The sequence below is a fragment of the Mesorhizobium sp. M0276 genome (assembly GCF_040321755.1).
In the GTDB taxonomy this organism is placed as follows: Bacteria; Pseudomonadota; Alphaproteobacteria; order Rhizobiales; family Rhizobiaceae; genus Mesorhizobium.
Genome location: NZ_JAMYSC010000016.1, coordinates 76,118 through 88,532 on the forward strand (window position 1 = coordinate 76,118; position 12,415 = coordinate 88,532).

The 12,415-nt window shown below is 64.9% G+C and carries 13 protein-coding genes; all 13 read left to right on the forward strand.

Translation table 11 applies throughout. The features are described 5' to 3' along the window. Nucleotides 1-51 precede the first annotated feature (51 nt). The 13 genes from NKJ01_RS15040 to NKJ01_RS15100 all read left to right on the forward strand — a co-directional run bounded on the left by NKJ01_RS15040 (nt 52) and on the right by NKJ01_RS15100 (nt 12,408). Nucleotides 52-777, forward strand: coding sequence for a GntR family transcriptional regulator (locus NKJ01_RS15040; RefSeq protein WP_023761007.1), 726 nt, complete (start codon nt 52-54; stop codon nt 775-777). A 3-nt stretch (nt 778-780) separates the two neighbouring features. Next, nucleotides 781-1,821 (forward strand): ADP-ribosylglycohydrolase family protein, encoded by a 1,041-nt coding sequence (locus NKJ01_RS15045; protein WP_352728976.1) that lies wholly within the window; start codon nt 781-783, stop codon nt 1,819-1,821. Continuing rightward, on the forward strand, nt 1,818-2,789 hold the full coding sequence (locus NKJ01_RS15050) for a PfkB family carbohydrate kinase (protein ID WP_352728978.1): 972 nt from the start codon (nt 1,818-1,820) through the stop codon (nt 2,787-2,789). The genes NKJ01_RS15045 and NKJ01_RS15050 overlap by 4 nt, the downstream gene beginning before the upstream one ends. Nucleotides 2,790-2,844: 55 nt before the next feature. After that, nucleotides 2,845-3,906, forward strand: a complete 1,062-nt coding sequence (locus tag NKJ01_RS15055; RefSeq protein WP_352728980.1) for an ABC transporter substrate-binding protein — start codon at nt 2,845-2,847, stop codon at nt 3,904-3,906. A gap of 69 nt (nt 3,907-3,975) precedes the next feature. Further along, complete coding sequence (locus NKJ01_RS15060) at nt 3,976-4,839, forward strand: ABC transporter permease (protein WP_352728982.1); 864 nt, start codon at nt 3,976-3,978, stop codon at nt 4,837-4,839. Then, nucleotides 4,839-5,627 (forward strand): ABC transporter permease, encoded by a 789-nt coding sequence (locus NKJ01_RS15065; protein WP_352728984.1) that lies wholly within the window; start codon nt 4,839-4,841, stop codon nt 5,625-5,627. Before NKJ01_RS15060 ends, NKJ01_RS15065 begins: the two co-directional genes overlap by 1 nt. Beyond that, nucleotides 5,627-6,691 carry an ABC transporter ATP-binding protein gene (locus NKJ01_RS15070; RefSeq protein WP_352728986.1) on the forward strand — a complete coding sequence of 355 codons (1,065 nt, stop codon included), beginning with the start codon at nt 5,627-5,629 and terminating at the stop codon, nt 6,689-6,691. The genes NKJ01_RS15065 and NKJ01_RS15070 overlap by 1 nt, the downstream gene beginning before the upstream one ends. A 212-nt stretch (nt 6,692-6,903) precedes the next feature. After that, on the forward strand, nt 6,904-8,154 hold the full coding sequence (locus tag NKJ01_RS15075; protein WP_352728988.1) for an aconitase X: 1,251 nt from the start codon (nt 6,904-6,906) through the stop codon (nt 8,152-8,154). Beyond that, nucleotides 8,151-8,609, forward strand: coding sequence for an aconitase X swivel domain-containing protein (locus NKJ01_RS15080; RefSeq protein WP_023760999.1), 459 nt, complete (start codon nt 8,151-8,153; stop codon nt 8,607-8,609). The genes NKJ01_RS15075 and NKJ01_RS15080 overlap by 4 nt, the downstream gene beginning before the upstream one ends. Nucleotides 8,610-8,971: 362 nt before the next feature. After that, entirely contained in the window at nt 8,972-9,568 is a 597-nt protein-coding gene (locus NKJ01_RS15085; protein ID WP_352728990.1) for a thioredoxin family protein, read from the forward strand. Nucleotides 9,569-9,606: 38 nt separating this feature from the next. Then, a complete protein-coding gene (locus tag NKJ01_RS15090; protein ID WP_352728992.1) occupies nt 9,607-11,232 on the forward strand; it encodes an FAD-binding protein in 1,626 nt (541 codons plus the stop codon). Next, nucleotides 11,229-11,555 carry a 4Fe-4S binding protein gene (locus tag NKJ01_RS15095; RefSeq protein WP_352728994.1) on the forward strand — a complete coding sequence of 109 codons (327 nt, stop codon included), beginning with the start codon at nt 11,229-11,231 and terminating at the stop codon, nt 11,553-11,555. Before NKJ01_RS15090 ends, NKJ01_RS15095 begins: the two co-directional genes overlap by 4 nt. 16 nt (nt 11,556-11,571) lie before the next feature. After that, nucleotides 11,572-12,408 (forward strand): ABC transporter ATP-binding protein, encoded by an 837-nt coding sequence (locus NKJ01_RS15100; RefSeq protein WP_352728996.1) that lies wholly within the window; start codon nt 11,572-11,574, stop codon nt 12,406-12,408. Nucleotides 12,409-12,415: the final 7 nt, after the last annotated feature.

Here is a 12,415-nt window from a genome sequence, read left to right on the forward strand (position 1 = left end):
CGTAGATCTGTATTGAACAGGATTATACAGGTTCACTGAACAGGTACCTATATGAAGCGGCGCGCAGTTCAACTGTCTCCAGGCACGGGCAAGCCCGAACAGATCGCCACCGTTCTCGAACATGAAATCCGCTCCGGCGTTCTCGGTTTCGGCGACCGCCTGCAAAGCGAGAACGAACTCGTCCAGCGCTTCTCCGTCAGCCGCAATACGGTCCGCAAGGGCCTCGAGGAACTGTCCAGCCGCGGGCTGATCACCACCAAGGTCGGAATCGGCTCCTTCGTCACTTTCGATGGCAAGCCGGTCGACGACGCCATCGGCTGGTCGCGGGCGTTGGCCGATGCGGGCGCCAATGCCGAGACGCGGACGCTGCGGCTGGAGGTCATCGAGGATACCGATCTGGCTTCGCTGCTTGGTATCAAAAGCCCGTTCTTCATCGCCGTCGACCGGGTGCGTACCAACGCCAGCGACGGCCATGCGATCTCCATCGAGCGCAGCCGGCTGCCATTGTCACCCGAGCTTGAAGACGTGCCGTTGCGCGGATTGCGCGAGGGCTCGCTGCACCAGACGCTGCGCGCCGCCGGCCTCATTCCCGACCACGGCGAGGAATGGGTGGAGATCGAGATGCTCAACGCCGAGGACGCCACTATCCTCGGCTGCCCGCAAGGCACGCCGTTCCTGCGCGGCCGCCGGTTGACGCGCGCCGTCGACGACCGGCCGATCGAATATGTCACCAGCCTGCTCAACCCCGCGCATTTCGCGCTGCATATGAGGTTCTGAGCGATGCCGGACACAGCCAAGGACCCGCTCGATCGCGCCATGGGCGCGCTTGTCGGCGGAGCGCTGGGAGATGCGCTCGGCATGCCGACGCAGCTTTTGTCGCCGGCCCGGATTGCCGAACTCTACGGCCATGTCGAGGATTTCATCGCGCCTTTCGCCAATCATCCAGTGTCGAAGGGATTGGCTGCCGGTACCATCACCGACGATACCGAACAAGCGCTGCTGCTCGGCCGCATTCTCGTCGAATCCGGCGACCGCTTCGACCATAAGCGCTGGGTCAATGCGCTGCTCGACTGGGAACGCGCGGTCAAGGCGCGCGGCAGCTATGATCTTTTGGGACCGTCGACCAAGCGTGCCATCGACGCTATCAACAGTGGCGTGCCTGCAGAGGAAGCGGGACGCAGTGGCGACACCAACGGTGCGGCCATGCGCATTGCCCCGGTCGGCATCATGATGCCGCTTGAACCATTGGGGGCATTCGTCGACAAGGTGGCGGAGACCTGCCGGGCCACGCACAACACCTCGATCGCCATCGCCTCCGCCGCTGCTGTTGCCGCCGCTGTCAGCCGCGGCGTCGCCGGCGGTGGTTGGCGCGATGCTTCCGCCAGCGCTGTCGCGGCGGCGAGGCGAGGGGCGACGCTCGGCCATTGGGTCACCGGTGGCGACATCGCCGCGCGTATCGTCTGGGCACAGGACATCGTGCGAGGCAAGGCGATCAGGGATGCGATCCGGCTGATCACCGATCTGGTCGGCACCGGCGTCGCCAGCCAGGAATCCGTTCCTGCTGCCTTCGCGGTGCTGGAAGTCGCCCGGGGCGATGCATGGAAAGCAGCGGTCATCAGCGCCAATCTCGGCGGTGATACCGACACGATCGGCGCCATCGCGGCCGGCATGGCCGGCGCCTGCACCGGCTTTTCCCGGCTGCCGCAACAGCACATCGCCCGGCTAAAGGGCATCGACATGTCAGAGGTTCGCGCGCTTGCGGCCGACCTCGTGACGGCACGGGTGGCGAAAAGTGCCTCCGGCAAGGACGCGGCGGCATGAATGGCCGTCTCGTCCATGTCGGTAGTGCTGTGGTCGACTATGTCTACCGCATCGACGCCTTGCCGGCGCCCGGCATGGAGAAGACGGCATCGAGCTTCGCCCAGGTGGCCGGCGGCGGATTCAACATGATGGTCGCGGCCAGCCGCACCGGGATGAAGGTGGTTTTCGGCGGCCAGCTCGGCAACGGGCCGAATGGCGACTTCCTGCGCACCGCTTTCGCCGCCGAGGGCATCGCGACACTGACACCGCCATCGCCCTTGATGGACAGCGGCAATTGCGTCGCCATGATCTCGAGCGATGCCGAACGCACCTTCGTGTCGTGGCCGGGGGCCGAAAGTGTGCTCAGCCTCGAATTGATGGCGCCGGTCGCGGTGGCGCCTGATGATTGGGTGTTCACTTCCGGCTACACGCTGAGCTACCCCGCAAGCCGTGACGCACTGGCGGACTGGATCGAGTGGCTGCCGGACGAAATCCCTTTCGTCTTCGACCCGACGCCGGTCATCACGGACATTGCGCGCCCGATCCTGTCGCGGGTGCTTGCGCGCACCACATGGCTGAGCTGCAACACGACGGAAGCGGCCGAGATCGCCGGCCCGGGCGATGTCGAGGCTGTCGCGGCACGACTTCTGGACGAGCATTGTCCGCAGGCTGCCGGCGTGGTCATCCGCTCCGGCGCAAAGGGCTGCCACCTGCGGTTGGCCGATGGGTCAGCGCGGACCATTGGCGGCTACGCGGTCACCGCAATCGACACCAACGGCGCCGGCGACACCCATATCGGGGCTTTCGTCAGCGCGCTGGCGCGCGGCGCCCCGCCCTTCGAGGCAGCGCGTTATGCCAATGCCGCGGCCGCCATTTCGGTTACCCGCCATGGCGGCTCGTCGGCGCCGACCGACCGCGAAATCCAGACATTCCTGAGCCATGCCGCCGACCCGTCGGGGACAGGCCGGACACAGAAGGCCAATGCATAACTGCCGGAAAGCCTGACAAGCCCGGGAAGCGGGCAAACACAGAGAGGAACCAACCATGCGCATGCCTGACTTGACTGCTCTGCTGACGGCGACCGCCGTCTTTACCTCCGCACTCGCGTTCGCCGCCAAGGCCGACGAAGTGCATGTGCTCAACTGGAAGGGCTACGGCACCGACGAGCCGTGGGCCGTAGAGGCTTTCGAAAAGGCGACCGGCAACAAGGTCGTCAACGACTTCTTCAATTCCGAACAGGAAATGCTGACCAAGATCCGGACCAATCCCGGCCTCTACGACGTGGTCATGATCAATGCCGCCTTCAACGACCAGGCGATGGCCGGGAAACTGATCCAGCCCATCGACGTCTCCAAGTTGCCGAACTATGCCGATATCAACAAGGACAAGGCGGGATCGCCGATGCTCGTCCATGATGGCAAGGTCTATGGCGTGCCGTGGGTATGGGGCCTGACGGCGCTCGCCATCAACGACAAATCCTTCGACAAGCCGCCGACGAGCATCGCCGAAATGTGGGATGCCGCGCACAAGGGCCGCGTCGTCATTCGCGATGACGCTGTCGAGGCGGTGCAGTTCGGCGCCATCGCCACCGGCCAGAACATCAACGATATCAAGGATATGAACGCCGTCAAGGCGAAGCTCACCTCGCTGATGTCGCAGATCAAGACCTTCTGGAGCTCGGAGAACGACTGGAACCAGATGGTCGCCTCCAACCAGATCGACATCGGCACCTATTGGAGCGGCTCGGCCGATCGCGCCAAGACGCATTTCAAGCTGCCGGTCTCGCTGGTCGTGCCGCAGGAAGGCGCCGTCGCCTGGCTCGATGCGTTTTCGATCCCGGTCGGCGCCAAGAACGTCGCCGGGGCCGAGGCCTTCATCAACTACATGATCGATCCGAAATTCTACGTCGAATGGGTTACCAAGGTCGGCGCGCCGGTCTCGGCCAACACCAAGGCGGTGGAAGCGCTGCCCGAGGATGCCTTCAACCGCAAGGTCATGGGTGATCCCGAAGTGGCCAAGCGCATCCAGTTCCAGGCGCCCATCACCGACGCCCAGCGAGAGGCCTATCTGGCGCTGTGGCAGCAGCTCAAGGTCGACGTGAAATAAGGCCGGCATCGGAACCAGCCGGCGGTTCGCGCCGGCTGGTTCTTCCAATCTGGGGGAGAGAAGGCTTTCATGGCAGCTGCAACAGCATCGCGCAGCGGGCTGAGATCGGCATTGCCGCTGCTGGCACCTGCCTATCTCTGGCTGACGGTGGCGATCTTCCTGCCGCTCTCGGCCATGGTCTTCTTCTCGTTCATGACCGAGCTGCCCCTGTCGGGAAAGCCGTGGGCATTCACGCTTGGCAACTATGCCGCCTTCTTTTCGCAAAGCCTCTATCTGACGCTTTTGCTGGCCTCGCTGCGCCTCGGTCTCGAGGTGACGCTGTGGTGCGTCATCATCGGCTATCCCGCGGCTTACGTGCTCGCCAAAGTGCTGAAGGGGCGCAGCCGCGAGGCCATCTTCCTGCTCGTCATCCTGCCATTCTGGTCGAACGGGCTGGTGCGCATCTTCTCCTGGGCGATGGTGCTACGCGAGGGCGGCATCCTCGACACCGCGCTCAACGCCGTGCTGCCGTTCAAGGTCAACATCGATCTGATGTATTCCTATCCGGCCGTCATCATCGGGCTGGTGCATTCCTATGTGCCCTACATGGTGCTGACCTGTTATCTCACGCTGCAGGCCATCGACGACTCGCTGATCGAGGCCGGACGCTCGCTTGGCGCCTCACGCCTGCAGGTCTTGAAGCGGGTGATCATACCGCTGTCGATGCCGGGGCTGGTGGCAGGTGCCGCCCTGATCTTCGTGCCGGTCGTCGGCTCGTTCATGGAACCGCGCATCCTCGGCGGCCGCACCGGCACCTTCTACGGCACGGTCATCGAAGACCAGTTCGTCGCCGTGTTCAACTGGCCGCTGGGTGCCGCGCTCTCCTTCATTTTGCTGGCGGTGGTGCTGGTCATCCTGGCGATGGCGTCGCCGGCGTTGCGGAGAGCCGCGTGATGGCGACCACCCGCATCCTCGAAGGGCTCGGCCGGTTCTACATCGGACTGCTGCTCGCCTTTCTCTATCTGCCGATCATCATCATGGCGTTGATGTCGTTCAACGTCTCGCCCTTCTACCAATTGCCATTCGAATGGACGACCGAATGGTACGCGTCGCTCTGGCAAAACGACCAGCTTATCGCCGCCACCTGGAACAGTGTCGAGATCGCGGTCATCACCACCGTCATCTGCACGGTGCTTGGCTCGGCGGCATCATTGGCGCTCTATCGCCATGACTTTCGCGGCAAGAAATTCCTGCAGGCGCTGCTGTTTCCGCCGATCGCCATACCGTGGCTCATCACCGGCACGGCGATGCTGATCTTTTTCTTCGGCGTCGGCATCGGCCGCGGCCTGCACGCGATCCTTCTCGGCCACGTCGCGCTGGCGCTGCCCTATGTCATCGTCGTCGTCTCGGCCCGGCTGCAGACCTTCGCGCCGGAGCTGGAAGAGGCGGCGCGCTCGCTCGGCGCCAACCAGTGGCAAGTGACGCGGCGTGTCACGCTGCCCTGGATCATGCCTGGCGTCATTGCCGGCGGACTGTTCGCGTTCGCCGTCTCGTTCGACCAGTTCGTGGTGTCCTATTTCCTGGCAACGCCGGGGCAGACAACACTGCCGGTCGAAATCTACGCCGCAATCCGCAAGGGTTTCACGCCCGAGATCAATGCGGTCTCGACGATCATCATCGTCGTGTCGATGGCGCTGATGCTGCTGACGGCGCGGTTCTTCAAATTCGGCGGAGAAAAATAATGGCCGGCGTGCAGGTATCGAACATCTCGCGCAGTTTTGGGGCACACAAGGCGCTCGACGACGTCTCCATCGACTTCGCCGATGGCGGTTTCTATGCGCTGCTCGGGCCATCGGGCAGCGGCAAGACCACGCTGCTGCGGCAGATTGCCGGCTTCGATTTCCCCGATTCAGGCCGCATCACCATCGGCGGCGAGAGCGTCGAGCGGGTGCCGGTCGAAAGGCGTCGCATCGGCATGGTGTTCCAGAACTATGCGCTGTTTCCCAATATGAGCGTCGCCGACAATGTCGCCTTTGGCCTGTCGGTGCGCGGCGAGGCCAAGGCGGTGATTGCTCTAGAGGTGCAGCGCGCTCTCGATCTCGTACAACTCGGCAAGCTCGGCGGCCGCCGTCCGCACCAACTCTCCGGGGGGCAGCGCCAGCGCGTCGCGCTCGCCCGTGCCATCGTCACCAAGCCGCGCGTGCTGCTGCTCGACGAGCCGTTGGGCGCGCTCGACAAGGCGTTGCGCGTCGATATGCAGATCGAGCTCAAACGCATCCAGCGCGAGATCGGCATCACCACTATCTTTGTCACCCACGACCAGGAAGAAGCGCTGACGATGAGCGACCGCATCGGTATCCTGCGCGACGGCAGGCTGGTGCAGGAGGGGCCACCGGAGGAGATCTACGACCGGCCGAAGAGCGAGTTCGCCGCCACATTCCTCGGCGACGCCAACATCTTTCGTGGCGACAGCACTGGCAACGGCATCCGGCTGCCGGACGGCACGGCGATTGCCTCGGGCGTGGGTGCAAAGCTTGCCGCCGGCGCCAAGGCGAGTTGTGCCGTGCGGCCCGAACGCATCCGCATCGCGACGGATGGCGGGGCTTCGGATGCGGCCAATTCGAACGTGCTCAAGGGGCAGGTTTCCAAGCGCATCTTCGCCGGCAACAACAGCACGTATTTCGTCGAGCGCGAGGGCCAGATGCTGAAAGTGATCGTGCAGAACACCGGCGCCGACAGACTGGCGGAGGGCCAGCAGGTGGTGCTGCGCTGGTCGCCTGAGAGTACGGTGCTGATTGCGGGTTAGACAGCGTTCCGTCACACCCCCCTCTGCCCTGCCGGGCATCTCCCCCGCAAGGGGGGAGATCGGCAGCTTCAGCGCCGATGCTCTTCCCGAAGCGTTGGGAATTTGCGAAGGCGGATATGAGAGCCAATCTCCCCCCTTGCGGGGGAGATGCCCGGCAGGGCAGAGGGGGGTGCTGTCCCGCCATAAGATCGAGTAAGGCCCGGAGCACACCTATGACGTTGGAATTGACGGCCGAGGACCGATCCATGCTCGACGGCGAGCAGGGCCCTTCCGTAGCCGCGGCGATGAAGATTCTGATCGCCTTCTCCAATGCGGTCGGCGCGGGCAATCTGCTCGACATTGCCGGCGCCCATATCGATGGCTGTCTCTACCATGGCAAGGCCGGCCTCGATTTCGTCGAGCGGCTGGTCGAGGGCGGCGGCCGCGTCCAGGTGCCGACGACATTGAACGTCGGCTCTTTCGATCTGATCCATCCCGGCATGGTGAAAATGCCGGCGGCGGAGGAGGTGCCGGCGAGGCGGCTGATGAAGGCGCATCTGGAGCTTGGCTGCCAGGCGACCTTCACCTGCGCACCTTATCAGACACGGTTCCGGCCAGCCTTCGGCCAGCAGATCGCCTGGGGCGAATCCAACGCCATCGTCTTTGCCAATTCGGTGATCGGCGCGCGGACCAACCGCTATGGCGATTTCATCGATTTGTGCTGCGCCATGACCGGACGGGCGCCGGCCTGGGGCCTGCATCTGAGTGAGAACCGGCGCGGCCGAATCCTGTTCGAGCTGGCCATTCCCGACTTGGAGCCGAGCGACAGTCTGTTCGTCGGCATCGGGCTCGTGATCGGGCAAGCGAGCGGCGACCGCATTCCGGTGATTGCCGGCCTGCCGCAGCCGCGCGACGAGGACCAGTTGAAGGCGCTAGGCGCGGCGGCGGCAACGACCGGAGCGGTGGCGCTGTTCCATGCGGTCGGCGTCACCCCGGAAGCCAGGACGCTCGACGAGGCCTTCCACGGTCATGTCCCAGAGGAGACGATCCGCATCACCCGCGCCGATATCGATCAGTCGCTGGCTCGGCTGTCGAGCGTACCCGACGGCGCGCCGCTGGCGGCGGTGTCGCTCGGCACGCCGCATTTTTCGCATGAGGAATGGATGCGGCTGCTGCCGTTGCTGCGCGAGATCGCACCGGGCAGGCACATTCCGATCTATGTCAACACCGGCCGAGCTACCCTGACGCGACTGCAGGCGGAGGGGGCGCTTGATGGCATGGAGGCGTTCGGCCTGATCCCGGTCGCCGATACCTGCACCTATGTCACTGCGATCCTTCAGCGCCTCGACGGCGTGGTGATGACCAATTCCGGCAAATGGGCGCATTATGCGCCCGGCAATATCGGCGTATCCGTCGCCTTCGCCGAGATGAAGGACTGCATCCGTTCGGCGGCGGCCGGCCATGTCGTGCGGACCGCCTCATGACGCGACCGGTGGAGCGAACCGGCACTTTCCAGTTGGCGGGCGCGGCCGAGGGTCAGGCGCTGGTGTTCTCGCAGCCGCTTAGCTTCTGGGGCGGCATCAATGCCGAAACTGGCGACATAACGGACCATTCGCATCCTGGGCTTGGCCAGAATGTCGCCGGCAAGATCCTGGTCATGCCGAGCGGGCGTGGCTCGTCGTCCTCATCTTCGGTCCTGGCCGAGGCGATCCGCAGGGGCACCGCGCCGGCCGGCATGCTCCTGGAGCGGCAGGATCCGATCCTGGCGGTTGGCGCGATCGTTGCCGAATTTCTCTATGAGATCCGCATGCCGCTGGTGGCGTGCGACATTGCCGGCATAGCCTCCGGCGACAGGATCATGATTGGTATCGGCGAGGACGGTGCTGCGATCGTCAGCATTCGGCCAACCATCAATCCCGCAGCGCCACGCCGCCAGTAGGCAGCGGCCAGCGTCTCATCGGCTTTGGCCCGCGCACATTAGATGCGATCCTGGCAGGGCGCTTTATCCGTAAGGATGATGGTGCCCTGACGTTCGGCGTGTCTGCGATGGCATCGTCGCGCGGGCGGACCCTGGGGCCTCAATACAACCTCATCCGTCCGGATTTCTTCAGATGGGCCCCTGCTTGGACAAACGTGCCGGCTCGGCTCGAAACATTGGCACGATATTCCAAGCCACGCGGTTGACCGTGAATGTGTTCTTCGGCCTATAATTATACTAAATTCATAGACTAACTACGGACGCTTAAACGCTCGCACGTTGGCTTTGTAAAAACCGGCCGCAAAAATTGGGGGAGCGCATCTATGCCGAAGACAGAATCCAACCCGATCGAGCTTGGCACCAGGGCGGCCGATTTCCTGTTGCCGGATGCGCAAGGCGTGCTGCACCGGCTGGCCGATTTCGATGCCAAGCCGGCCCTGCTCGTGGCCTTCATCTCCAACCGCTGCCCGTTCGTCGTACTGATCCGCGAGCAGTTTGCCGCTTTCGCCAGGGAATATGCCGGCAAGGGGCTGCAAGTGGTGGCGATCAACGCCAACGACTATGAGGCGCATCCCGAGGAGACGCTTGCCCGCATCGGCGATGAGGCCGAAAAGTTCGGCTATTCCTTCCCCTATCTCAAGGATGCCTCGCAGCAGACGGCCAAGGCCTATGGCGCGGCCTGCACGCCCGACTTCTTCCTGTTCGATGCCGACCGGCGGCTCGCCTATCACGGGCAGTTCGACGATGCGCGGCCGGGCAACGGCAAACCGGGGACCGGTGCTGATCTGCGCGCCGCAGTGGATACGGTGCTGGAGGGCGGCAAGCCCGCGGCAAGCCAAGTGCCGTCGATCGGCTGCAACATCAAGTGGAGCGCCGGCAACGAGCCGGTGTGGTTCGCAAACGCCGATCGCGCTTCGTAGCCATCTCGCGCTGTCGCGAACTCAGTCACCGAGCATCCATGCCCAAGCCGCAAAAATCCGCTTCCGACAGCTTGCAGCTCCAAGCCGATGTGCTGGTGCTGGGCGGCGGGCCGTCGGCTGCCTGGGCGGCTGTCGCGGCGGCCGAAAGCGGCGCCAAGGTGGTGCTGGCCGACAAGGGCTATCTCGGCACCAGCGGCGCCACGGCGCCGTCCAACACCGGTACCTGGTGCGTGCCGCCGGGTGACAACAGGCATGCCGTCGTCGAGCGGCGCTGGCAGCGCACCGGCGAACTCGCCGATCCGCGCTGGATGCTGCGCTGCGTCGACACCGCCTACCGCAATCTGCTCCGGCTGTCCGAGTGGGGCTACCCCTTTCCGAGCGAGGATGACGGCCGGCTCTACATCGCCAATCTGCGCGGCCCCGATTACATGCGCTTCATGCGCCGCCGCGTGCTCCTGGCCGGCGTCACAGTGCTCGACCACCATCCCGCGCTTGAATTGCTGTCGGATGGCGACGCCATCGTCGGGGCGGCCGGTGTCGCCAGGCAGGTTGGCCAGGACTGGCGCGTCGACGCCTATGCCGTGGTGCTGGCGACCGGCGGCTGCGCCTTCCGCGAGCGCATTCTCGGCGCGACCGGGCTGACCGGCGACGGCTATCTGATGGCGGCGGAAGCCGGCGCCAGCCTGTCGGGCATGGAGTTCACCGGCAAGTACACGCTGGCACCCTATGGCTCTTCGCTGAACAAGGGGCTGCCGTTCCGCTGGGCCTCGTTCCATCGCGAGGACGGTTCGCCGATCCTCGGGCCGACCGGCGAGCCGTTGCGCAACGGCATCGGCAACCGCGAGGAGGAAGTGGCGCGCGCGTTGATCGACGGCCCTGTCTATGCGCGGCTCGATCAGGCCGAACTGGCGTTGCAAGGCTGGTTGCGCCAGGGCCAGCCGAATTGCTTCGTGCCCTATGACCGAGCCGGCATCGATCCGTTCAGCGAACTGTTCCGCATCACCTTGCGCGCCGAAGGCACGGTACGCGGCACGGGCGGCATCGATATCGTCTCCGACGACTGCGCCACCGGCGTGCCCGGCCTCTACGTTGCCGGCGATGCCGCCAGCCGAGAGATCATGACCGGGGCTGTTTCGGGTGGCGGCGCCGTCAATTCGTCCTGGGCGCTGGCCAGCGGCTGGTGGGCCGGCAAGGGCGCCTCTACCCATGCCAAGCGTCGAAACGGTAAGGCGTTTCGCAGTGCTGCGCAGTCGCTCGGCCAGGCTGGGTTGCGCCCGGCGGCAACGCCGCGCGCCGACATATCGGCAGGCGAAATCATCGAGGCGGTACGTAGCGAAGTGACGCCGCTCGACAAGAATTTCTTCCGCTCTGGCGAGAGCCTGGAAAAAGGCAGCGAGCGGCTGGAGAGTGTCTGGCGCGACGTGCGCGACCATCTGCAGGGCGAGGGGCTCGACCGGGTCCGCGCTCGCGAGGCGGCATCGATCGCTGCCGTCGGGCGCTGGTCGGTGGCCGCCGCCCTGCACCGGACCGAGAGCCGCGGCATGCATCGCCGTACTGACCTGCCGGGCAAGAGCCCGGCCTTCGCGCACCGGCTGGTGATCACGGGGGTCGATGAGTTCCGCATCGCAGGCGCCCCCGAGCGGCTGGCGGAGCTGGCGTCATGATCGAGATCGTCTCGGCCACGCGCTGCGTCGAATGCGACATCTGCGTCAAGGTCTGCCCGGCCAACGTCTTCGACACGACGCAGAGCGGCGTGCCGGTGATCGCCCGCCAGGAGGACTGCCAGACCTGCTTCCTCTGCGAGATCTATTGCCCGACCGACGCGCTTTATGTGGCCGAATTCGCCGAAGGGCCGACCGGCATCACGGAAGCTCAGGCCGACGCACGCCAGCTGTTCGGCTCCTATGCCCGCGCGCTCGGCTGGAAGCGCGGCAAGGCCGGCGGCTCGGAATTCGACCCGACGCACCGCATCCGCGTGGCGCAGTGAACCGATCGGAACAGATATGAATCGCATCGTCGTCAGCGACATCAGCAAGACCTTCCAGCTCAAGCCGGGGCAGTTCGTCACAGTCGATGGCGAGGCGACCGACCGCGTCACCGTGCTCGATCGGGTCGATCTTTCCATCCGCAAGGGCGAGTTCATCACGCTGGTCGGACCCAGCGGCTCTGGCAAATCCGTGCTGCTCGACATTATCGGCGGGTTGACGCAGGCGACCAGTGGAGACGTCCAGCTTGACGGCCGGCGCATCACTAGGCCCGATCCAAAGACCGGCTATGTCTTCCAGCAATACGCGCTGTTTCCCTGGCGCACGGCGCTCGCCAACATCGAATATGCACTGGAAGTGCGCGGCGTCGCCAAGGCGGAACGCACCGCTACCGCCCACCATCTGTTGGCGCTGTTCGGCCTTGCCGGCTTCGAAGACCGTTTCCCCAACCAGCTGTCGGGCGGCATGCAGCAGCGCGTGGCGATCGCGCGTGCGCTGGCCAGCAATCCGGAAGTGCTGCTGATGGACGAGCCGTTCGCAGCGCTCGACCAGCAGACCCGCGAGCTCCTGCAAGGCGAGCTGTTGCGGATCTGGGGCAAGATCAAGACGACGGTGATCTTCGTCACCCACTCGATCGACGAGGCGATCTTTCTCGCCGACCGCGTGGTGGTGATGACGGCGCGGCCGGGCGCGGTGAAAGAGATCATCGACATCGACCTGCCACGGCCGCGCGATGCCGACATCCGCGCCAGCGCCGAATTCAACACCTATCGCGCCCGCGTCTGGGGCGTGCTGCGCGATGAGGTCAACAAGGCGCAGAAGGACTGGACCCTGTCGCCAGCCTTCAGTCACTGAGGAGCTG

Bases quoted from the DNA above. Each gene is read 5' to 3' on its own strand.
- NKJ01_RS15075 (WP_352728988.1), top strand. From the start codon at position 6,904: ATGACGTTGGAATTGACGGCCGAGGACCGATCCATGCTCGACGGCGAG.
- NKJ01_RS15050 (WP_352728978.1), top strand. From the start codon at position 1,818: ATGAATGGCCGTCTCGTCCATGTCGGTAGTGCTGTGGTCGACTATGTC.
- NKJ01_RS15065 (WP_352728984.1), top strand. From the start codon at position 4,839: ATGGCGACCACCCGCATCCTCGAAGGGCTCGGCCGGTTCTACATCGGA.
- NKJ01_RS15070 (WP_352728986.1), top strand. From the start codon at position 5,627: ATGGCCGGCGTGCAGGTATCGAACATCTCGCGCAGTTTTGGGGCACAC.
- NKJ01_RS15095 (WP_352728994.1), top strand. From the start codon at position 11,229: ATGATCGAGATCGTCTCGGCCACGCGCTGCGTCGAATGCGACATCTGC.
- NKJ01_RS15040 (WP_023761007.1), top strand. From the start codon at position 52: ATGAAGCGGCGCGCAGTTCAACTGTCTCCAGGCACGGGCAAGCCCGAA.
- NKJ01_RS15090 (WP_352728992.1), top strand. From the start codon at position 9,607: ATGCCCAAGCCGCAAAAATCCGCTTCCGACAGCTTGCAGCTCCAAGCC.
- NKJ01_RS15045 (WP_352728976.1), top strand. From the start codon at position 781: ATGCCGGACACAGCCAAGGACCCGCTCGATCGCGCCATGGGCGCGCTT.
- NKJ01_RS15100 (WP_352728996.1), top strand. From the start codon at position 11,572: ATGAATCGCATCGTCGTCAGCGACATCAGCAAGACCTTCCAGCTCAAG.
- NKJ01_RS15085 (WP_352728990.1), top strand. From the start codon at position 8,972: ATGCCGAAGACAGAATCCAACCCGATCGAGCTTGGCACCAGGGCGGCC.
- NKJ01_RS15055 (WP_352728980.1), top strand. From the start codon at position 2,845: ATGCGCATGCCTGACTTGACTGCTCTGCTGACGGCGACCGCCGTCTTT.
- NKJ01_RS15080 (WP_023760999.1), top strand. From the start codon at position 8,151: ATGACGCGACCGGTGGAGCGAACCGGCACTTTCCAGTTGGCGGGCGCG.
- NKJ01_RS15060 (WP_352728982.1), top strand. From the start codon at position 3,976: ATGGCAGCTGCAACAGCATCGCGCAGCGGGCTGAGATCGGCATTGCCG.